The sequence below is a fragment of the Pseudomonas sp. 203-8 genome (genome assembly GCF_020708595.1).
In the GTDB taxonomy this organism is placed as follows: Bacteria; Pseudomonadota; Gammaproteobacteria; order Pseudomonadales; family Pseudomonadaceae; genus Pseudomonas; species Pseudomonas aeruginosa.
Map to the genome: position 1 here is coordinate 476,520 of NZ_JAJFDF010000004.1, position 17,168 is coordinate 493,687.

Annotated in this window: 22 protein-coding genes and 1 tRNA gene; 12 read left to right on the plus strand and 11 right to left on the minus strand. The window is 66.3% G+C overall.

Annotation, left to right across the window (positions count from 1 at the left end; genetic code table 11):
• Positions 1-3 precede the first annotated feature (3 nt).
• The 6 genes from LJF27_RS12220 to bamI all read right to left on the minus strand — a co-directional run bounded on the left by LJF27_RS12220 (position 4) and on the right by bamI (position 5,383).
• Positions 4-1,242 carry a M20/M25/M40 family metallo-hydrolase gene (locus LJF27_RS12220; protein WP_003452304.1) on the minus strand — a complete coding sequence of 413 codons (1,239 nt, stop codon included), beginning with the start codon at positions 1,240-1,242 and terminating at the stop codon, positions 4-6.
• Between the two features lie 66 nt (positions 1,243-1,308).
• Positions 1,309-1,776 carry a GAF domain-containing protein gene (locus LJF27_RS12225; RefSeq protein ID WP_003104034.1) on the minus strand — a complete coding sequence of 156 codons (468 nt, stop codon included), beginning with the start codon at positions 1,774-1,776 and terminating at the stop codon, positions 1,309-1,311.
• Between the two features lie 114 nt (positions 1,777-1,890).
• Positions 1,891-2,109 carry a helix-turn-helix domain-containing protein gene (locus LJF27_RS12230; RefSeq protein ID WP_003108924.1) on the minus strand — a complete coding sequence of 73 codons (219 nt, stop codon included), beginning with the start codon at positions 2,107-2,109 and terminating at the stop codon, positions 1,891-1,893.
• An 8-nt stretch (positions 2,110-2,117) separates the two neighbouring features.
• On the minus strand, positions 2,118-2,675 hold the full coding sequence (locus LJF27_RS12235; protein WP_003090849.1) for a DUF2975 domain-containing protein: 558 nt from the start codon (positions 2,673-2,675) through the stop codon (positions 2,118-2,120).
• A gap of 171 nt (positions 2,676-2,846) precedes the next feature.
• Positions 2,847-4,646 carry a metalloendopeptidase Mep72 gene (gene mep72, locus LJF27_RS12240; protein ID WP_003452301.1) on the minus strand — a complete coding sequence of 600 codons (1,800 nt, stop codon included), beginning with the start codon at positions 4,644-4,646 and terminating at the stop codon, positions 2,847-2,849.
• Between the two features lie 77 nt (positions 4,647-4,723).
• Entirely contained in the window at positions 4,724-5,383 is a 660-nt protein-coding gene (gene bamI, locus LJF27_RS12245) for a biofilm-associated metzincin protease inhibitor BamI (RefSeq protein WP_003124476.1), read from the minus strand.
• Positions 5,384-5,537: 154 nt separating this feature from the next.
• On the opposite strand from bamI, the gene LJF27_RS12250 reads away from it, so the two are divergent.
• A complete protein-coding gene (locus tag LJF27_RS12250; protein ID WP_003114434.1) occupies positions 5,538-6,146 on the plus strand; it encodes a flavodoxin family protein in 609 nt (202 codons plus the stop codon).
• A gap of 53 nt (positions 6,147-6,199) precedes the next feature.
• On the opposite strand, the gene LJF27_RS12255 is transcribed toward LJF27_RS12250, so the two are convergent.
• Complete coding sequence (locus LJF27_RS12255; protein ID WP_003115217.1) at positions 6,200-6,544, minus strand: helix-turn-helix domain-containing protein; 345 nt, start codon at positions 6,542-6,544, stop codon at positions 6,200-6,202.
• A gap of 407 nt (positions 6,545-6,951) precedes the next feature.
• On the opposite strand from LJF27_RS12255, the gene LJF27_RS12260 reads away from it, so the two are divergent.
• The 3 genes from LJF27_RS12260 to LJF27_RS12270 all read left to right on the plus strand — a co-directional run bounded on the left by LJF27_RS12260 (position 6,952) and on the right by LJF27_RS12270 (position 9,350).
• Positions 6,952-7,350, plus strand: coding sequence for a PA2779 family protein (locus LJF27_RS12260; protein WP_003090843.1), 399 nt, complete (start codon positions 6,952-6,954; stop codon positions 7,348-7,350).
• A 32-nt stretch (positions 7,351-7,382) separates the two neighbouring features.
• On the plus strand, positions 7,383-8,312 hold the full coding sequence (locus LJF27_RS12265) for a PA2778 family cysteine peptidase (protein WP_003162463.1): 930 nt from the start codon (positions 7,383-7,385) through the stop codon (positions 8,310-8,312).
• A gap of 81 nt (positions 8,313-8,393) precedes the next feature.
• Positions 8,394-9,350 carry a formate/nitrite transporter family protein gene (locus tag LJF27_RS12270; protein ID WP_023116948.1) on the plus strand — a complete coding sequence of 319 codons (957 nt, stop codon included), beginning with the start codon at positions 8,394-8,396 and terminating at the stop codon, positions 9,348-9,350.
• Between the two features lie 50 nt (positions 9,351-9,400).
• On the opposite strand, the gene LJF27_RS12275 is transcribed toward LJF27_RS12270, so the two are convergent.
• The gene (locus LJF27_RS12275; RefSeq protein ID WP_003114430.1) at positions 9,401-10,684 is read right to left on the minus strand and encodes an NAD(P)/FAD-dependent oxidoreductase; all 1,284 of its coding nucleotides are present in this window, start codon (positions 10,682-10,684) and stop codon (positions 9,401-9,403) included.
• Positions 10,685-10,867: 183 nt separating this feature from the next.
• Between LJF27_RS12275 and LJF27_RS12280 the strand changes: the two genes are divergently transcribed.
• From LJF27_RS12280 to LJF27_RS12295, 4 genes are all read left to right on the plus strand, one after another.
• Positions 10,868-10,944 (plus strand) — tRNA-Val (locus tag LJF27_RS12280).
• 191 nt (positions 10,945-11,135) lie between these two features.
• Positions 11,136-11,573 (plus strand): type VI secretion system immunity protein Tsi4, encoded by a 438-nt coding sequence (gene tsi4, locus LJF27_RS12285; protein ID WP_003099162.1) that lies wholly within the window; start codon positions 11,136-11,138, stop codon positions 11,571-11,573.
• A 4-nt stretch (positions 11,574-11,577) separates the two neighbouring features.
• Positions 11,578-12,165, plus strand: a complete 588-nt coding sequence (gene tse4 / locus LJF27_RS12290) for a type IV secretion system toxin Tse4 (RefSeq protein ID WP_003099160.1) — start codon at positions 11,578-11,580, stop codon at positions 12,163-12,165.
• Between the two features lie 198 nt (positions 12,166-12,363).
• Positions 12,364-12,885 (plus strand): hypothetical protein, encoded by a 522-nt coding sequence (locus LJF27_RS12295; RefSeq protein WP_003122551.1) that lies wholly within the window; start codon positions 12,364-12,366, stop codon positions 12,883-12,885.
• Positions 12,886-12,977: 92 nt separating this feature from the next.
• Here LJF27_RS12295 and LJF27_RS12300 read toward each other — a convergent pair whose 3' ends face one another.
• On the minus strand, positions 12,978-13,148 hold the full coding sequence (locus LJF27_RS12300) for a hypothetical protein (protein WP_003099153.1): 171 nt from the start codon (positions 13,146-13,148) through the stop codon (positions 12,978-12,980).
• A 263-nt stretch (positions 13,149-13,411) separates the two neighbouring features.
• Here LJF27_RS12300 and LJF27_RS12305 point away from each other — a divergent pair, with 263 nt between their 5' ends.
• Positions 13,412-13,633, plus strand: coding sequence for a hypothetical protein (locus LJF27_RS12305; RefSeq protein WP_003114427.1), 222 nt, complete (start codon positions 13,412-13,414; stop codon positions 13,631-13,633).
• Between the two features lie 6 nt (positions 13,634-13,639).
• Here LJF27_RS12305 and LJF27_RS12310 read toward each other — a convergent pair whose 3' ends face one another.
• The gene (locus LJF27_RS12310) at positions 13,640-14,665 is read right to left on the minus strand and encodes a diguanylate cyclase (protein ID WP_003451910.1); all 1,026 of its coding nucleotides are present in this window, start codon (positions 14,663-14,665) and stop codon (positions 13,640-13,642) included.
• 331 nt (positions 14,666-14,996) lie between these two features.
• Here LJF27_RS12310 and LJF27_RS12315 point away from each other — a divergent pair, with 331 nt between their 5' ends.
• The 3 genes from LJF27_RS12315 (at position 14,997) to LJF27_RS12325 (ending at position 16,534) form a co-directional block, all read left to right on the plus strand.
• Positions 14,997-15,236, plus strand: coding sequence for a hypothetical protein (locus LJF27_RS12315; RefSeq protein WP_003114425.1), 240 nt, complete (start codon positions 14,997-14,999; stop codon positions 15,234-15,236).
• 86 nt (positions 15,237-15,322) lie between these two features.
• A complete protein-coding gene (locus tag LJF27_RS12320) occupies positions 15,323-16,102 on the plus strand; it encodes a PhzF family phenazine biosynthesis protein (protein WP_003114424.1) in 780 nt (259 codons plus the stop codon).
• Between the two features lie 21 nt (positions 16,103-16,123).
• Entirely contained in the window at positions 16,124-16,534 is a 411-nt protein-coding gene (locus tag LJF27_RS12325) for a nucleotide triphosphate diphosphatase NUDT15 (RefSeq protein ID WP_003099138.1), read from the plus strand.
• Positions 16,535-16,684: 150 nt separating this feature from the next.
• Here the strand turns inward: LJF27_RS12325 and LJF27_RS12330 are convergent, their stop codons facing one another.
• Positions 16,685-17,167 (minus strand): DUF6632 domain-containing protein, encoded by a 483-nt coding sequence (locus LJF27_RS12330; protein WP_003114422.1) that lies wholly within the window; start codon positions 17,165-17,167, stop codon positions 16,685-16,687.
• Position 17,168: the final 1 nt, after the last annotated feature.

The following is a 17,168-nucleotide window of genomic DNA, read 5'->3' on the forward strand; positions in this document are numbered from 1 at the left end:
GCGCTAGTCGGCGGACAGGTTGCGGATCAGCGCCACTGTCAGGTACAGGCGCGGGGCGATGCTGGACAGTTCGAGGTATTCCGCCTCGCTGTGCAGGCCGGCGCCGACCACGCCGAGGGTTTCCAGCACCGCCGGCTTGTCGCTGCCGGGCACGTAGGCGTAGCCGGCGTCCGTGCCGAAGCGCATGGCGATCGGCTCGATGCGCTTGCCGATTCGGCCGTAGAGCGTCTGCGCGGTTTCCGCCAGGCGCTGCGAGGCGGGGGTCTTCACCAGGGGCGGACGACCCTTGTCGAGACGCAGACTGACTTCGGTATCGGCGACCAGGCGTTCGCCGGTCAGCTTCCGGGCGTCGGCCAGTACCCGCTCGCTCTCGGCCGGGTCCGAGTAGCGCATGTCGGCTTCCGCCGAAGCCTCGGCGGGAATGATGTTGCGCTTCTCGCCGCCCCTGGCGAGGGTCCAGTTCAGCGTGGTGCCTTTCGCCGGATCGCCGAGGTCCTTGAGACGCAGCAACTGGTGCGACAGTTCGAGAATGGCGTTGCGGCCTTGCTCGGGTGCCGAGCCGGCATGGGACGAGCGACCCTTCACCTCGAGCAGCAGGCCGTCGATGCCATTGGTGGCTACCGTCACTGCGTCCCGGTCCGGCGGCTCGTAGGAGAAGACGTAGTCCTGCTGCCGGGCCAGCTCGGCGATCAGTTGCTTCGAGCCGGCGGAGCCGGTCTCTTCGTCGGGATTGAACAGCACGGTGATCCGTCCGTAGTCCCTGAAGCCTTGCTGCCTGAGCAGCGCCAGGGCATGCAGCACCATCGCCACGCCGCCCTTGGCGTCGGCCACGCCGGGTCCGTAGGCGCGCTCCGCGTCCTCGCGGAACGGACGCTTCGCCGCGCTGCCGGCGGCGAACACGGTGTCGTAGTGAATCATCAGCAGGAAGCGCTTGCTGCCGGTGCCATCGAGGGTGGCCACCAGGTTGGCGCCGGCCGAGGGCGTCGCCGGTGCGCTGCGGACTTGCGCGCCGAGCGCCTGCAGGCGTTCGGCGAGCAGCGCGGACAACTGGCCGAGGCCTTCGGCCTGGCCGGTACCGCTGTCCACCGCGACCAGTTGCCGGAGCGTGTCGAGGTAGGCCGGGCGTTCGGCTTCGGCCTGGCGCAGCAGCTCGGCGGCTGGCGTGTCGGCAGCGAAGGCGGCGGGCGAAAGCAGGAAGGCGAGGGCGAGCGGCAAGAGGCGGGGCAGGCGGCTGGCGTGCACGGAAGGTCCTCGTCTGGTGGGCGGAGGCGGCGCGGTTGTGCGCCGCGGTATCCGATTGACCTTAGGTCATGAGACGGTTTCCGCCAGCAGCGCCTCGACCTTGCGCCGCAATTCTTCCAGCAGGGCCCGTTCCTCGGCCGAATAGTCGCGCGGTCGGCTGTCGAGTACGCAGACGGTGCCGTACGGGGTGCCGTCGGGCGCATGAACCGGATAGCCAAGGTAGTTGCTCAGGCCGAACTCGACTTCATCCTCGTTGCCGGCCCATTCCGTCTCCTGGCGCGAGTCGCGCACGTGCAATGGGGCGTCGCGGTCGACCACGCGTTCGCAGTAGAGGGGTTTGGCGCCGTCTTCATGGACGCTCTTGCGGCCTTCGGCGCCGATCGGGTAGGTGTCCTCCAGGCGTCCGGCGGAGGCCTCGACGCGCATGTGCCGGGGCAGGGAACGCATGATCAGCACCGACGGCACGTCGAGCCGGCGGGCCAGTGCGTCGATATCCCGGCGCAGGGATTCGAATCGTTCGGAGGATTTCGCCATGCCCGGCCTCGCCCATGTCTGGTGGATGAACCGCGACTGTAGCGGCGAAAGGGGGCTTGGCCTAAATACCCTTTGGTGCGCTCCCCCTCGCTCGAGCGCATAAGCGCCCGGCTGTCACTCCTCGGTCGGGCCGGGCAGGTACTCCAGCAGGTCTCCCGGCTGGCACGCCAGGTAGGCGCAGATGGCCTCCAGGGTAGCGAGGCGAATGCCCTTTACCTTGCCCTGCTTGAGCAGCGACAGGTTCTGTTCGGTGATGCCGATGGCCTGGGCCAGGTCCTTGGACCTGGCCTTGCGCAGGGCGAGCATGACGTCCAGCCTGATTTCGATGGGCATGGCGGACCTCAGACGAACTGGCGGTTTTCCTCGGCGAGCAGGGCGGCCTTGCGCTGGATGCGCGCGATCACCATCACCGAGGCGGCGGCGAACAGGCTGACCAGTTCCGCCGAACCGAAGCTGAGACTGACGATGCGTTGCCCCTGGGGTTGGAGGAAGGTGACCCAGACCGTCAGCAGCGGTTCCAGCAGGAAGTTCGCCAGCACCCAGCAAGCCAGGCACAGGCCGACCTTGCCGAGCAGCGCCGCGGCGTCTTCGCAGAAATACTCGCCGCGCCCGTAGTGCTGGAACAGCCTTCGCAGCGCCTGCAGTCCACTGGCCAGGACCAGCAGCGGCAGGCTCGACAGGAGGATGCCGCCGAGGGCCTGCCAGAGCGGCATGTCCCGCGCCACAACGCCGAGGTCGCCGGCGACACCGGTGGCGGTGAGAGCGAAACCGAGGCCGTGCTCGCTGGCGAGGTCGGGGAAGATCCAGCACGCGGCGTTGAGCAGCAGCATGCCGGCGATCAACAGCAGGGTCAGAGTAGCCATCAGGCGGCTGTAGCCGGCCAGGCGGTCGCTTGTCATCGGGGGTACTCCTGGGAAGGTGGGCAGGCCCCTCGGAAACGAGGGAAACCGGAGTGATCATAGTTTAATAATAAATTATCGTAAAACGATAATTTCTTGATCGCTGCATCCGGCCTGGAGCGCTCCGCAAAATCCCCTCCGTGCCCGCCGGGGGCATGGAGGGGAAGCGTCCTACTTCTGCAGCAACTGGACGTTGTCGATGAACATCGACTCCTGCTGGTTACCGCTGAGGATCATCAGTTCAGCACGCTTGATCGGCCCCTTCGGCAATTGCACCTGGCCGCGCAGGCTGGCCCAGCGGCCATTCTCGACCACCTTGTAGCCCAGGGGCAGGTATTCGCCGGGCCGACCCTGGCTTTCCAGGTAGAGGTAGGCATAGGTCATGGCCTGCGAGCCGCGACCGTCGCCGACCCGTACGTCCGCGCTGAACGCGTAGGTCCGGCCTGCTTCCAGGTTGCCCAGCAGGCTGGTGCTCGCGCCGGTGCCGGCGTAGCGCCGCTGGTAGGCTTCCAGGGCCAGCCGCCCGGCGCTGGCGACGCGCGTGGCGCGGGCGCTGGCATGCACGCCGCTCCAGCCGCCGATGCCGCTCTCGAAGTCGTAGGCGATGCGTTTCGGCGCCGGCGGTACGCTCGGCGGCGCGGCCTGCGCTTCCTGCAGGTTCATCTCGTCGACCAGCAGGCTGGCGCCGCTGTCGCTCCAGACCGCCACGTAGAGGTTGCGCTGGTCGGCGGCGGGACGGTAGTCGAAGGTCTTCTCCAGGCGACTGAACTCGTTGCCGCTGACCGACAGTTCGACGCTCTGCGCCGGGTTGTAGGCCAGGGCGCCATCGGCGCGTTCGCTGAGCAGCGCCATGCGCACGGTTTCACGGGTATTCGCGGCCTTGAGCATGACCTTGCCGCTCAGCCGGTAGCCGCTGCCGGCGCGCAGGGGGGCAATGGGGCGGACCAGCAGGTCGAAGCCACGCACGTCGACCAGCAAGGCATTGTCGCGGCAGCCCTTGGCGACGTTCACCAGGCTCAGCTGGGCGTTGCCGGACCATGCGCGCCAGCCTTCCATGCTGGCGAACTCGCCATCGCCGAGCAGGCCGCCGAGCTTGGCTTTCGTGCACCATGGCAGGTCCGGCGGGGTCGGCGTGTCGCCGCCGGAGCCCGGGTTGACCGTGCCGGGTACCTTGGTCGGGCGAAAGTCGGCGATCTGCGTGGCCATGCTGTTCAGCGCGCGTACGGCGTCGGCGTGTTCTTCGCGGCCGCAGGGCTGGTTGGCGCATTCGGCGTTGACCAGGCGCGGGTTGGCGAAGAACGGTGCCTGCTTGTTGGTGCCGAAGGCATGCGGGTAGGCCATCACGGTGGCGAAGCGCCCCTGCACGCCGTAGCCGCGGCTCCATTCGTAGGTGCCGCTGTGGGCGTAGCGCGGATCGTAGTAGCTGGACTCCAGGTCCTGCTCGTAGGAGTGGCGCAGGCCCATGTTGTGGCCGGCTTCATGGGCGAAGGTGTTGAGCCCGCAGTCGACCCCGGTGAGGTTGTAGGCAATGTCCTTGGCGTTGCCGTGGAAGCGCCCGCTGTTCTTATCGCCCGAGCCCATGTAGCCGATGCCGCAGGTGATGTAGCCGTTGCCGCTGTTCTGCGAGCGGTTGACCAGGCTGACCAGGTCGGCGCCGTACTGCTCGCGCAGGCGCTGCACCTGCGGGTCGCGCATGAAGCGATCGAGGTTGGCGCCGGTCACCGTCGGGTAGTCGGCCCAGTCCAGGCGCTGCTTGTGCACCAGACGCAGGCGCAGGTTGACGCCGCTCTTCTCGTAGGCGGTGTTGGCGAACTCGATGTAGCTGGCGATCCGCGCATCGATGTCGCGGCCATTTGCGGTCTGGGTCGCCGCGGTGGTGTAGAGGACCATGATGTCGACGGTCTTCGGCGCGGCCTGGGCGGCAGAGGCTACCGCCAGGGCTAGGGTGGAGCAGAGCAGGGATTTCTTCATGGGTTGCCTGTGTTCGGACAATAGGAAGCCATGGCGCCCCGAGGGCACCGCTGGGGAAACATGCTGGGAAGGTGGGCTCAGCCCTGGGCGGGCGGCGGCATCGGTGGCAGCTCGGCGAGCGGCGCGTCGACATGATCGCCGTGCGGGTCGCTACGCGCGGCGATGTCGTTCTCGTCGATCACCCGGGTCTTGCCGCTGCGGTTGTCGACGATGATCGAGTAGCTGCCGTCGAGGGTGGCGACATTGATGTGGGTTTCCAGGCTGCCGCGCACCACGGTCAGGCTTTCCGCCTCGTCGCCGTCCACCAGGCCGCCGCGCCAGACCGGCAGGCCGGCGCTGTTATGGGTGCTGGCGAGGCGTGCCTGCAAGGGCCGCTCGCGACCCGGCAGGCTCATTTCCAGCACCTGGCCGAGCGCCAGCGTGTCGAGCAGGGCGGGTTCGACCTGCGCCAGGTATTCGGGAATGCCCTGGGCGCCTTCGCGGCTGCGCAGTTCGCCTTGCCAGAGCGTCACCCGCTCGCGTGGCGCGGGCGTCGTGACGGGGGTCGGGGCGAGCATGCGGGTAGCGTCCGCCGCCGGCGCCGCGAGCGCCGCTGTCGGGGCGGCGGCTGCCTGGGCGGCGGGGGACTGGCGGGCCTGCGGCGATGCCTCGGGCGGAGCCGGGTCGAGCAGCCAGCCGCCGATCAGCGCACCGCCGATGGCGGCGGCCGAGGCTGCGTAGATCCATGTCTTGGCCACGTTGTTTCTCCTCTGAGTGAACGTGGCGCGGAGTCTAGGAAGAAGCCTCTCCCAGCGTGGCGGCAACCGTTCACATTTGCGCCAGGCCGCGCGCCGGCGTGACGAAACTGCGAATCAGGCCGGAGCGCTGCGGGCGCCAGGTCACGTGCGCTCTGTGCGCTGCGGCAAGGCTGGCGTTCGGCCGCCATGCTGTTCGCGGCGGAAGGCTTCGGCGCACCTGGCCGTCCTCGCGCTTGAAGAACTGGACGAAGTTGCTCGGCTCGTCGAAGCCGATGCCATCGTCTACGGCAGCCCCACCTATATGGGCGGACCGGCCTGGCAGTTCAAGAAGTTCGCCGATGCCACCTCAAAGCCCTGGTTCGTCCAGCTGGCTTCGCTGACGCCTCGCGCTGGCTATGGGGTGTCGACATCCCGGCCGACGGTGGCATGTTCGCTCATCTCCAGGCAACCCGGTACGGCCTCTAGCCGCGCCGGGGCCTCAGCCTCGCGCCAGTTGCAGGAGACGGGCGCGCTCCTGCATCAGCGGCCGGCAACTGCGGATGCCTTCGACGATGCTGTAGAGGCTTTCGATCTGCTGCTGGCTGAGGCTGTTGTTCTGGGCCCAGCCGAGCAACTGCAGCCAGGTCCAGCGGGCGATGGTCTCGCTCTGCGTCTCGGCCTTCCTGCGGTCGTCCCCGTCGCTCTGTCCGACCAGGGTCTCCACCAGCCCCGAGGCGCACAACGGCAGCAGCTCCCGGTACTGCTCCGGATGCGTGTCGCGTAGGCGACGCAGGGCCATTATGGCGGTGGTTATCGAGTCTGAATCCAAGCTTTTGTTCACAGTTCACTCCTTGTGCGTACAGGCTGGCGGCTGGTTGATCCCTGGGCCGCGAGCAACTGTTCGATGAAACGCGTCAGCTCTTTCTTGAACTCGGGTGTCAGGCTGGACACCTTGAGGATGAGCTCGGCCAGCTCGTCCTCGGGGCAATAGAGGTAGGCCATGGGGACCTGGAGGACCATGGCCAGCTGTTCGGAAGTCCGCATGTTGGGGGAGTGCCGTTCGCGTTCGTATTGGTTCATCCGTGCGCTGGCGGAAAACTCGTCCATTCCCACCAGCATGCCCAACTGTTTCTGCGAGTATCCCGCTCTGATTCTTGCGGCTTTTAGCCGGGTACCTAGCATCCATACAACTCCCGTCCCGTTGGCCCGCTCGCTCAAGGTTGGGCAAATCTGGACAAGATGGAAGCTCAGGAATCCTTAGTTTTCGCCGTGCCGGAGGCTCTGTCGTCCGGGGCGGCGCGCGGTTTCGACGCCGTGTACGAGGCTGCGGCGGGGATATGCGTCGATGTCGCCGAGATCGCGCATGCTCCGGTTTTCTCGCGGCGAGCCGGAGTATATGCGAATTGCATAAAGGCGGACGCCGTTTCGTCGCCTGGGGGCGGCGGGTCGTCGTCTCGCCAGAGGGGCGGGCATCGGCGCCGAGGCGGCGGAAAACGGCGATCGGGACGATACTCAGGAAAGGTGGGCGTTGCGGAACCAAGCCTCGCCTTCCAGGACTAATAGCCGGGTTTCACGCAGAGGTCATTCCCATGAGAACAACAACAAGCATCCGCCGTGTCGCTGCCGTCCTGGCAGCGCTGCACCTGCTCACCTTCGCCGAGGTTCCGCTCGCCCAGGCAGCGATGATCGGTACTGCGGAAGTCATGCAGCAACAACAGCACAACCTCGATCGCCAGCAACTGCTGAAGATGCTCGACGACCAGGGCGTCCAGAAGAAGCTGGAGGCCATGGGCGTGCCCCGCGACCAGGTGGCGAGTCGCATCAACAGCCTGACCAACGCCGAGCTGGCGCAGTTCAACCAGCAGCTGGACCAGGCGCCGGCGGGCGGCATCATCGGCATCATCGTGTTGTTCCTGGTGATCTTCATCATCACCGACATGCTTTGCGCCACGGATATCTTCAGCTTCATCAAATGCATCAATCGGTGAGGCGGCTGGCAGGGGCACTGCTGGTCTCCGCAATGCTCGGCGGCTGCGCGCAGCCGCCGAGACTGCCGCCGGAAAGCGCGGCGTTGCCCGCGCGGGTGGAGCTGCGCGAAGTGCCGTTCTTCCCCCAGGAAGCCTACCAGTGCGGTCCCGCCGCGCTGGCCACGATGCTCGGCCAGCGCGGCCTGGCGTTGACGCCGGGGCAATTGAAGGACGAGGTGTTCATTCCCGGTCGCGAGGGCAGCCTGCAATTGGAGATGGTCGCCGCGGCGCGCCGCCACGGCATGCTGGTCTATCCGCTGCAAGGCGGACTGGAGAGCGTGCTCGAGGAGGTCGCGGCGGGCAACCCGGTGCTGGTGTTACAGAACCAGGCTTTCTCCTGGTGGCCGCGCTGGCACTTCGCGGTGGTGGTCGGTTTCGATCGGGAGCGCCGCGAACTGGTGCTGCGCTCGGGCATCACCCGGCGCTGGGTTACCGACTTCACCAGCTTCGAGTCGACCTGGAAGCGTTCGGGGCGCTGGGCGGTGCTGACCCTGCCGGGTGACCGCCTGCCGGCCACGGCAGCGGCGGTCCCGTGGCTCAAGGCCGCCAGTGACAGCGAGGAAACCGGCCACCCCAAGGTTGCCCGGCGCGCCTACGAAGAAGCCGTGCGACGCTGGCCTGAGGACGCCTTCGCCTGGTTTGCCCTGGGCAACAGTCGCTACGCCGCAGGCGATTCCGCCGCTGCCGAACAGGCCATGCTCACCAGCGTCGAGCGTCGCGTGGATTTCGCCGCGGGTTGGTTCAACCTGTCCCAGTTGCTGGCGGAACGCGGTTGCGCGGCGCCGGCGCGCCAGGCGCAGGCCTGCGCGCGGGCATTGCAGCCTGGGGAAGCCCGCTTCGCTGCGGCCTTGCCGCAGGCCGTCGCACCCGCGGCGCGGTGCGCCGAGCTGCCGGCCTGTCCCGTTGGCGCACCGCCCCGCTGAGGCGGCCGAGCCGAAGGTTGTCGGAACCCCGTTCCAGCGAGACGGCTCTATACCTGGGAGGACCCCACTCAGGTGCAGAACATGGCCAACGACAAGCGGACTTCGCCCCCCACCCCCCGGCAACCGGCCAAGGGCGGTGCGGCGGGCAAGCGCCAGGGGCATGCGGCGGAGGGCACGCGCAAGCCGCGTGCGCGCGGCGAGGAGCGGAAAGAGAAACCGGCCGACGGACGTTCGGCCACGGCGCTGACCGCCAACGAGCGGCGGGAGATCGACGACAAGCAGCCACCGCGCGCCGCTGTCCTGCACGAGGTGATTCGCGTCCAGGGCGAACACGAGTTGCAGCGCACGCTGGCGGCACTCTGGTGGTCGGCGGTGGCCGCGGGGCTGACCATCGGCCTCTCGTTGATGGGCATGGGCCTGTTCCGCGCTGCCTTGCCCGAGCAGGAGTGGGCGATCATCGTCAGCAGCTTCGGCTATCCCTTGGGCTTCCTGGCAGTGATCCTCGCCCGCCAGCAACTGTTCACCGAAAACACCCTGACCGCCGTGTTGCCGGTGATGACCGAGCCGACCCTGGAAAAGGCCTGGCAACTGTTGCGTCTCTGGAGCGTGGTGCTGTTCGGCAATATCGTCGGTACGCTGCTGTTCGCCTGGGCGGTGCTGCATCTGCCGATATTCAATGAAGCGGCCGACGCGGCGTTCCTTGAGATCGGCCGCGAGGTGATGCACAACGACCTGGCGCAAATGTTCGCCAAGGGCATCGTTTCCGGCTGGATGATCGCCACCATGGTCTGGCTGATCCCGGCGGCGGAGGGCGCGAAGATCTGGATCATCGCGATGATCACCTACCTGATGGCGCTGGGCAGCTTCACCCACATCGTGGTGGGCTCGGCGGAGGTAGGCTACCTGGCGTTCGCCGGGGAAATCGGCTGGACCGAGTTCCTGCTGAAGTTCGCCCTGCCTACCCTGGGCGGCAACATCGTCGGCGGTAGCCTGATCTTCGCCCTGATCAGTCATGCGCAGATCCGTAGCGAAGGTTGAGGAGCGGATGGAAAAAACGGCACCCCGGGGTGCCGTTCTGTCGACGCGGACTAGACCCCGAGCTTGTCGCGCAGGCTGTAGTACCAGGCGCCGATGGCGGTGAACGGTACGCGGAACAGCTTGCCGCCGGGGAAGGGGTAGTGCGGCAGGCCGGCGAAAGCGTCGAAGCGCTCGGCCTGGCCGCGCAGGGCTTCGGCCAGGACCTTGCCGGCGACGTGGGTGTAGGTCACGCCGTGGCCGCTGCAACCCTGGGAATAGTAGATGTTGTCGCCGATGCGGCCGACCTGGGGCAGGCGCGAGAGGGTCAGCAGGAAGTTGCCGGTCCAGGCGAAGTCGATCTTCACGTCCTTCAGTTGCGGGAAGGTCTTGAGCATCTTCGGCCGGATGATCGCCTCGATGTCCGCCGGATCACGAGCGCCATAGATCACGCCGCCACCATAGATCAGGCGCTTGTCTCCGGAGAGGCGATAGTAGTCGAGCAGGTAATTGCAGTCTTCCACGCAGTAGTCCTGCGGCAGCAGGCTGTGGGCCAGTTCCTCGTTCAGCGGCTCGGTGGTGATCACCTGGGTGCCGCAGGGCATCGACTTGGCCGCCAGTTCCGGGACCAGGCCGTTGAGGTAGGCGTTACCGGCGACCACGATGAACTTCGCCTTCACCTTGCCTTGCGGGGTATGCACCACCGGGCTGGCGCCGCGCTCGATGCGGGTCGCCGGGCTCTGCTCGTAGATTCTGCCGCCGAGCGACTCCACCGCCGCCGCTTCGCCGAGGGCGAGGTTCAGCGGATGGATGTGGCCGCCGCTCATGTCAAGCATGCCACCTATATAGTTGTCGGTCGCCACCACCTCGCGGATGCGCTTGGCGTCCATGATCTCCAACTGGTTGTGGCCGTAGCGTTCCCACAACTGTTTCTGCGCGCGCAGGTGATCCATCTGCTTCTCGGTGAAGGCGGCGAACACCCCGCCGTCCTTCAGGTCGCATTGGATACCGTAGCGGGCCACGCGCTCGCGGATGATGCGCCCGCCTTCGAAGGCCATCTCGCCGAGCAACTGCGCTTCGCGCTTGCCGACGGTGCGCTCGATCACGTCGATGTCGCGGCTGTAGCTGTTGACGATCTGGCCGCCGTTGCGCCCGGAAGCGCCGAAGCCGACCTTGGCGGCTTCCAGTACGGTGACCTTGAAACCATTCTCCAACAGGAACAGGGCGGTGGAGAGGCCGGTATAGCCGGCACCGATCACGCAGACGTCGGTTTCGACCTCGCCCTGGAGTTCCGGGCGGGGCGGCGCGGGATTGGCCGACGCGGCGTAATAGGAGGAGGGGTAGGGGGTGTGCGGCATCTTGCACCTCTGTTTTTTATTTTTTACGGATGCCCGGATGCTACCCGAGTCGAAATCGGCCGGCTAGCCTCCGTGCAAAATTTTCAACGGACCCCCTGAAAATAAAAATTCCACTTTTTCAGAGAGTTAGCGAAAAAAAAGCTTGACGGTGTTTTTGGGGTCTGTAGAATGCGCGCCATCAGCAGGCACGTAGCTCAGTTGGTTAGAGCACCACCTTGACATGGTGGGGGTCGTTGGTTCGAATCCAATCGTGCCTACCAAACAAATCCCGCGCTGCTGGCGGGGCAAGAAAGGCGATCCGAAAGGGTCGCCTTTTTTCGTTTGCGCCCCGAAAAAGGCCGCTCGGCCCGTGCTCGCCTGGGCTCGCGCTTCATCGCATAGCCGCTATTGACAGCGGGGGCGGTCTTTTCCGACCCTAGCGCCTTCACGGATGATTCAGGCGACAAGGCTCATGACGACCTCTTCCGGTTCGCGTATCGGCGGACTTCTTCACGCTTCCCTTTTTTCCCTGCTCGGACTCGGCCTCCTGCTCGCCGGCGGTTTCAAGACCGTCGAGCGGTACCATTTCCTGCGTACTGCGCAGGAAGCCCAGGGGACGGTCAGCGCCTTGAATGCCGGCGGTTCGCATCCGCAGATCGATTTCACCAGCGTTTCCGGCGAGCGGATTTCCTATCCCCAGGGCGGCTTCATCTTCGGCTACCAGGTGGGCGAGCCGGTTCGCGTCCTCTACGAGGCTGGGCGGCCGGCGGCCAGCGCGATAGTCGACGATGCCGGCGCGCTCTGGGGAACCAGCGCTTTCCTCTGCGGCTTCGGCGCACTCTTCGGTATTGTCGGGTTCAGGGGATTGCTGGGCCTGCGTTCTTCCCAACCGACCTCAAAAGGACATTGAAGTCATGTCGCAACTTCCCATTCCCTTGCCCCTCAACGAGAGTCGCTGGCGCTACGTGACGGCCAGTGGCGGAGGCATGACCGTGGCCTTCCTGGCGGGTAGCGGCGGCTCCATCACGTTGCTCTCGCCGGAGGGTGAGAACGTGTCCTTCCGCTATGGCGGGGTGGGCGGCGGGATCGGACTGGGCATGCGCCTGCCGCGCTTCGGCAAGGTCAACCTCAATGTCAAGGGCAAGAGCGTTGGCGGGGCCGGTGCGCTGGAGGCGTTGCCGAGCACCGGAACCGTCTTGGTCGCGGACGGCCTGGTGGGGCGCGACCTGTCCCGCGGCGACTTCACCGGGCCCTGCATGTACGTCGAACTCGGCGCGGGAGTCATCGCCGGCGGTTCGGGCACGGCGATCCTCTTCGGCCTCGATCCCAAGCTGCTGGCGGCGGTGGCGCTGGCGAGCGCCTCGCCATTGACCGCCGCGCTGGGCGCCAGCATGTCGCGGCAATTACTGCAATCGTCCCGTGGCGCCCTGTTGATGGCCGGGGTCAACGTCGGTGCACAGTTCGGCGGCGGCGCGGCGGCTTACCTGGGGGCGTTGTTCTGATGCAGGAGGGCGATCCGGGAGGATCGCCCTTTTTACCTTGCGCAGGCGTGCGGCGGCCAGGGCTCCGTTGAGTTCCATGGCCAGCGGGGCGGTGGCGGAAATCGTTACCGGCGCGGGGAACGGTCGTCGGAGATTCCGAACCGGCGTGGATCGGTTCTTTCCAAACAAGCCCATCCACTCGTTCGAGGTGTCGTGCTTGTGTCCAGGTTGATCATGCCCGGAGGGCCGTTGTCGCAAGAATCCGATGTCCGGATCTTCTGTTCACCCAAGGAGCGGCTGGACTTCTACCGGCGGGAAATCCACTACGAGACGGGCCAGCTATCCAGTCGGACCAACGCCTACCTGACGGCGCAGTCGTTCCTCGTCATCGCCTATGCCTCGTCGATGGCCAACCTGAACCCGGCCTGGGGCGAGCTGTTCACCCTGGTGGTGCCGGCGCTCCTAGCACTGCTCGGGATCGTCAATTCCCTGCATGCCTGGCCGGGCATCCAGGCATCCTCGGAGATCATCTGCCACTGGCAGTTCAAGCAGTCCTGCCTGTTGCACAGCGATCCGGAGATCGGCCTGGCCTACGATGATTCGCCATTGTTCAGCGAACGCGAGGTCAACCGCGGCAGCTTCGAGAAAACCTTGCTGTTCTCGCGACGCGTGCCGTTCCTGTTCGCCGGCTTCTGGTGTGCGCTGGGCGTGTTTTCGCTCTGGTTGCAACTGGCCGGTTAGCGCTGGTGGCCCATCGCTTCGGCAAGGCTTGGCGTTGGCGGAGGCTTGCCGGCTCGATAGGCGGGCGCCGTCGGATCCGGGAACGCCCGGCGTCAGGGCGCTGCCTGCTCGCAGAGATCGTTGCCGAGGAGGCGCGCGCCCAGGCCGCGAAGCAGGTAGGTCTCGACATGGCTGCCGTCCGGGCAGTCGACTCGGTAGCCGAGCGCCAGGCCGGCGGAAAGAAGAACGAACAGGAACAGGCCGATATGTTGCAGTTTGCTCATGGTGTTTTCTACGAAAGAGGCTTGAGGGCGCAGGCGCTGCGCCGGGCGATTCTAGTGCAATGAGGCAGGGGGAGGAGCCGATTTGCATGCCTAAGCGTTCTACATGGTCCAGGGCGCCCAGCGATTCGACAGTCGCCCTGCGCCGATCGACGGCGAGCCGGGGCGAATCCGGCTGCAACTGCGTCTGTACCTGGGTTGAGCCGTTGACGGGCGCTGTCGCTGCCTTTATAAGACCGCCTCACGCAGCCGGCAGGCAGTCGAAGATGAGCGACGAAGACGATATTCACGAACCCGAACACGATCACCTGCTGGATAACGATTACCTCGAGGACGAGCGTGACGAAGATACGTTCGGCGCGCTCGACGAGCCCGATGCCTGCGGAACCGGCAGGCGACGTTCCTGCGAATATTGCGACGCGGTCCAGGTGCCAGTCGATAGCGAGGGTTTCTCTATCTGCGCCGATTGCGCAGGGCTGGAGGACTAGCCCTGGTCAGACGCTGACCACCCGGTTGCGTCCGGCACGCTTGGCGTCGTACAGCGCGGCATCCGCCCGGGCGAGTGCCCGTTCCGGTTCTTCGCCGCTGCCGGCCAGGGTACAGCCGGCACTGATGGTCACCGGCACGGACGTGCCGGCACAGTCGATCGGGGTCGCTTCCATCAGTTCGCGGATGCGATTGGCGATCATGGTCAGTTCCGTGGTCTCGCAGACCCGGACCATCGCCACGAACTCCTCGCCGCCGAAACGCGCCAGGAGATCTTCCGGCCGCAGCGCCGCGCGCAGTCGCGAAGCCGCCTCGCGGAGGACGCTGTCGCCGGCCCGGTGCCCCAGGGTGTCGTTGATACGTTTGAAATGGTCGATATCGCTGTAGATGATGCCGATGCGCTGGTCGCTGGCCCGCGCCAACTCCAGTTCATGCTGGTGCAGCGCGTGGAAGCCGGCCCGGTTCCACAATTGGGTGAGGGGGTCGAGCAGTGACTTGCGCTGCTCCCGGTCGATCTCCTGGCGCAGGAAGCGGGTGTGCTCGGTGAGGCTGCGTAGCTGGAGATATCCTTCGGCCAGGATCGACAGTCGATTGAGCTGGCGTCCTTCCCGGAGATCCAGAAGCCGCGGGCTCGGGTCGATCAGGCAGAGTGTGCCGATGGCCTGGCCATTGCTGGCGTGCAGGGGCTCGCCGGCGTAGAAGCGGATGAAGGGCGGCCCGGTGACCAGCGGATTGTCGTGAAAACGCGGATCCCTGGAGGCGTCCGTCACCATCAGCGGTTCGCTGGCCAGGATGGCGTGGCCGCAGAAGGACAGGTCGCGCGGCGTCTGTTCGGCATCCAGGCCGATACGGGCCTTGAACCATTGGCGGTCGTGGTCGATCAGACTGATCAGCACGGTCTTCACCCCGAAGGTTTCCCGCGCCAGTTCCACCAGGGCGTCCAGGTAGTGTTCGGCGGGGGTGTCGACCAGCGCCATGTCGTCCAGGGCCTGCTGGCGCAGGGCTTCGTCGGGAGGGAGGGGGCAGGCGAGCATACTGGATCCTGATCACGGTGGAGACTTTCGGTATAGCTGCCGGACAGGCTGAAGGCCAGCCTGGCGTCCGCAGTCGGCGCAAGGGTGAAGAGGGCAAAAAAAATCCCGGCCGCGTGGAGCAGGCCGGGAAAGGATCCAGGGATGTACAGCGCCCACAGCTTATGTCGGCGGCGGTTTCGATGAAGCTGCCGGATCTGGTAGGCGCGATTTTCGCGTCGATGTGTGACCCGCTTCGCCGACTATCCTGGCAAGTGGGGTCGCGAACCAATAGGATTTGCGGGTTTTATTCAATCTGGGTGAATGCGTGCAGGAAATCTACTCTGAAGAACAGATGCGCAAGGCGCTGGGCCTTGCCGAAACGCGACCGAAAAAGGTCCGGACCGAGGCCAGCCAGCCGGTCCGCTACACCATCGTCGAACTGAGCGTGCGCAAGGGCGGGGCGGGATTGCCGCTGCGTTTCGAACATCGCTCGCGCTCCATCAGCAAGGTCACCGCGCAACTGGAAGCGGAGAAGGAAGCCAAGCGCCAGGGTTACCAGGTCTGGGCGCTGCTGGATATCCGTCAGATCTGAGCGAGGCGCCTGCGCGGGGCGCGGCATTGTCCTGGTCTCGGTCCGGCTGCTAAGGTGCGCAGCCCATCGATACAGGAGTCCGGAACATGGAACTGACGATCTTCCAGGTAGACGCATTCGCCGACAGTCCCTTCCAGGGCAATCCGGCGGCGGTCTGCCCCCTCGATGCCTGGCTGGACGACGAGCGCCTGCAGGCCATCGCGGAAGAGAACAATCTTTCGGAAACCGCCTTTGTCGTCGGCCGCGACGGCGACTATCGATTGCGCTGGTTCACGCCGCAGGTCGAGGTGGACCTGTGCGGTCATGCGACCCTGGCGACGGCCTGGGTACTGATCCACAAGCTCGACGACGCTTCCCCGGTACTGCGTTTCGCTACCCGTAGCGGTGAGCTGAGCGTGCGGCGCGAGGGCGACTCGCTGGCGATGGACTTCCCGGCCAAGCGTCCGGAGCCTTGCGCGACACCGGACGGACTGCTGGAGGCGCTGGGTATTGCCGAGGCGGAAGTGCTGAAGACCGACGATTACCTCGTGGTGGTCGACGACGAAAAGACAATCGCCGCCCTGGCGCCTGACTTCGCCCGGCTGAAGGGCTTGCCGTGCCGCGGGGTGGCGGTGACCGCGCGCAGCCAGCGCTTCGATTTCGTCTCGCGCTGGTTCGGGCCCAACGTCGGCGTCAACGAAGACCCGGTGACCGGTTCCGCGCATACCTCCCTGGCGCCGTACTGGGCGCAGCGCCTGGGCAAGACCCGGCTGAGCGCCGAGCAGGGCGGGGCGCGCAAGGGGCGCCTGGAATGCGACGTGCGCGGCGAGCGGGTGGTCATCTCCGGCAAGGCGGCGTTGTACATGAGCGGTACGCTCCATCTCTGATCCCGAAGCAGGAGTACGACGATGCCGGCACCGCAGGTAGGCGTGGGCGTCCTGATCTTGCGGGACGGCAAGGTGTTGCTGGGGCGCCGCAAGGGCAGTCATGGCGCTGGCTGCTGGTCGGCGCCCGGCGGCCATCTCGAGTTCGGCGAGGCGGTGGAGGACTGCGCCCTGCGCGAAGCCCTGGAAGAGACCGGCCTGGCGCTGAGCGAACTGCGCCACGGCCCGTTCAGCAATGACGTCTTCGAGGGGCGCCACTACCTCACCGCGTTCATCCTGGCCGGTTGCGCGGAGGATGCCGAGGCGCGCCTCATGGAGCCGGACAAGTGCGACGGCTGGGCCTGGTTCGATTGGGCCGATCTGCCGGAACCGCTGTTCGCGCCCCTGGCGAGCCTGCGCCGGCGGGGCTATTCGCCCTTCGACCCGAAGCGCTGAGCGACAGGCAAAAAAAATCCCGACCGCGGGGGAGCTGGTCGGGAAATACCCTTGGGGTTCGCACACACCGTGAGCATAGGCCAGTCCGCAACGGCATCAAGAGGAGCCTGTTCGAACTGCTAGGCCCCTTTGGGGGCCGTTCCACTGTCGTCACTTCCGCTCGACGGCGAGCGAAGGGGCTGCCCGCTTGCGTTGCGGTATCCAGAACAGCATCAGCGGCAGCAGCGAGGCCCAGCCCAGCAGGACATCGCCGGCCAGGTGGATGTGTTCGCCGGGCATCAACAGTCCCTGCAGGAACATCAGGCCGAAGTGCGCGGCATTGGCCGCCACGGTGAAGTCGATAAACAGCCGGTGGCGGAAGGGCTGGCTGGCGGCGCGCCAGAGGAATGCGCCCCAGACCAGGTAGATCGTCGAGATCATCAGCTCATAGTGCTGTCCGCCGCCTTGCTGGTCGCCCCAGCGAACCAGGCGGAGCAGCAGGCGCCCGGCGTCGGAGTCGAGCAGCGACTGGTCGAGCCGCAGGAGCAGCGTGGCCAGGGCCAGGCCGAAGAACAGCAGGAAGCCGCCGGCCATCAGGCGAATGCTCAGGGTCAGCCAAGGCGTGGCGGAAACCGGGGAAGGGGAGGCAGTCATG

Bases quoted from the DNA above. Each gene is read 5' to 3' on its own strand.
- LJF27_RS12225 (WP_003104034.1), bottom strand. From the start codon at position 1,776: ATGGCGAAATCCTCCGAACGATTCGAATCCCTGCGCCGGGATATCGAC.
- LJF27_RS12230 (WP_003108924.1), bottom strand. From the start codon at position 2,109: ATGCCCATCGAAATCAGGCTGGACGTCATGCTCGCCCTGCGCAAGGCC.
- LJF27_RS12235 (WP_003090849.1), bottom strand. From the start codon at position 2,675: ATGACAAGCGACCGCCTGGCCGGCTACAGCCGCCTGATGGCTACTCTG.
- mep72 (WP_003452301.1), bottom strand. From the start codon at position 4,646: ATGAAGAAATCCCTGCTCTGCTCCACCCTAGCCCTGGCGGTAGCCTCT.
- LJF27_RS12255 (WP_003115217.1), bottom strand. From the start codon at position 6,544: ATGCTAGGTACCCGGCTAAAAGCCGCAAGAATCAGAGCGGGATACTCG.
- LJF27_RS12260 (WP_003090843.1), top strand. From the start codon at position 6,952: ATGAGAACAACAACAAGCATCCGCCGTGTCGCTGCCGTCCTGGCAGCG.
- LJF27_RS12265 (WP_003162463.1), top strand. From the start codon at position 7,383: ATGCTCGGCGGCTGCGCGCAGCCGCCGAGACTGCCGCCGGAAAGCGCG.
- LJF27_RS12270 (WP_023116948.1), top strand. From the start codon at position 8,394: ATGGCCAACGACAAGCGGACTTCGCCCCCCACCCCCCGGCAACCGGCC.
- LJF27_RS12275 (WP_003114430.1), bottom strand. From the start codon at position 10,684: ATGCCGCACACCCCCTACCCCTCCTCCTATTACGCCGCGTCGGCCAAT.
- tsi4 (WP_003099162.1), top strand. From the start codon at position 11,136: ATGACGACCTCTTCCGGTTCGCGTATCGGCGGACTTCTTCACGCTTCC.
- tse4 (WP_003099160.1), top strand. From the start codon at position 11,578: ATGTCGCAACTTCCCATTCCCTTGCCCCTCAACGAGAGTCGCTGGCGC.
- LJF27_RS12300 (WP_003099153.1), bottom strand. From the start codon at position 13,148: ATGAGCAAACTGCAACATATCGGCCTGTTCCTGTTCGTTCTTCTTTCC.
- LJF27_RS12305 (WP_003114427.1), top strand. From the start codon at position 13,412: ATGAGCGACGAAGACGATATTCACGAACCCGAACACGATCACCTGCTG.
- LJF27_RS12310 (WP_003451910.1), bottom strand. From the start codon at position 14,665: ATGCTCGCCTGCCCCCTCCCTCCCGACGAAGCCCTGCGCCAGCAGGCC.
- LJF27_RS12315 (WP_003114425.1), top strand. From the start codon at position 14,997: ATGCGCAAGGCGCTGGGCCTTGCCGAAACGCGACCGAAAAAGGTCCGG.
- LJF27_RS12320 (WP_003114424.1), top strand. From the start codon at position 15,323: ATGGAACTGACGATCTTCCAGGTAGACGCATTCGCCGACAGTCCCTTC.
- LJF27_RS12325 (WP_003099138.1), top strand. From the start codon at position 16,124: ATGCCGGCACCGCAGGTAGGCGTGGGCGTCCTGATCTTGCGGGACGGC.
- LJF27_RS12330 (WP_003114422.1), bottom strand. From the start codon at position 17,167: ATGACTGCCTCCCCTTCCCCGGTTTCCGCCACGCCTTGGCTGACCCTG.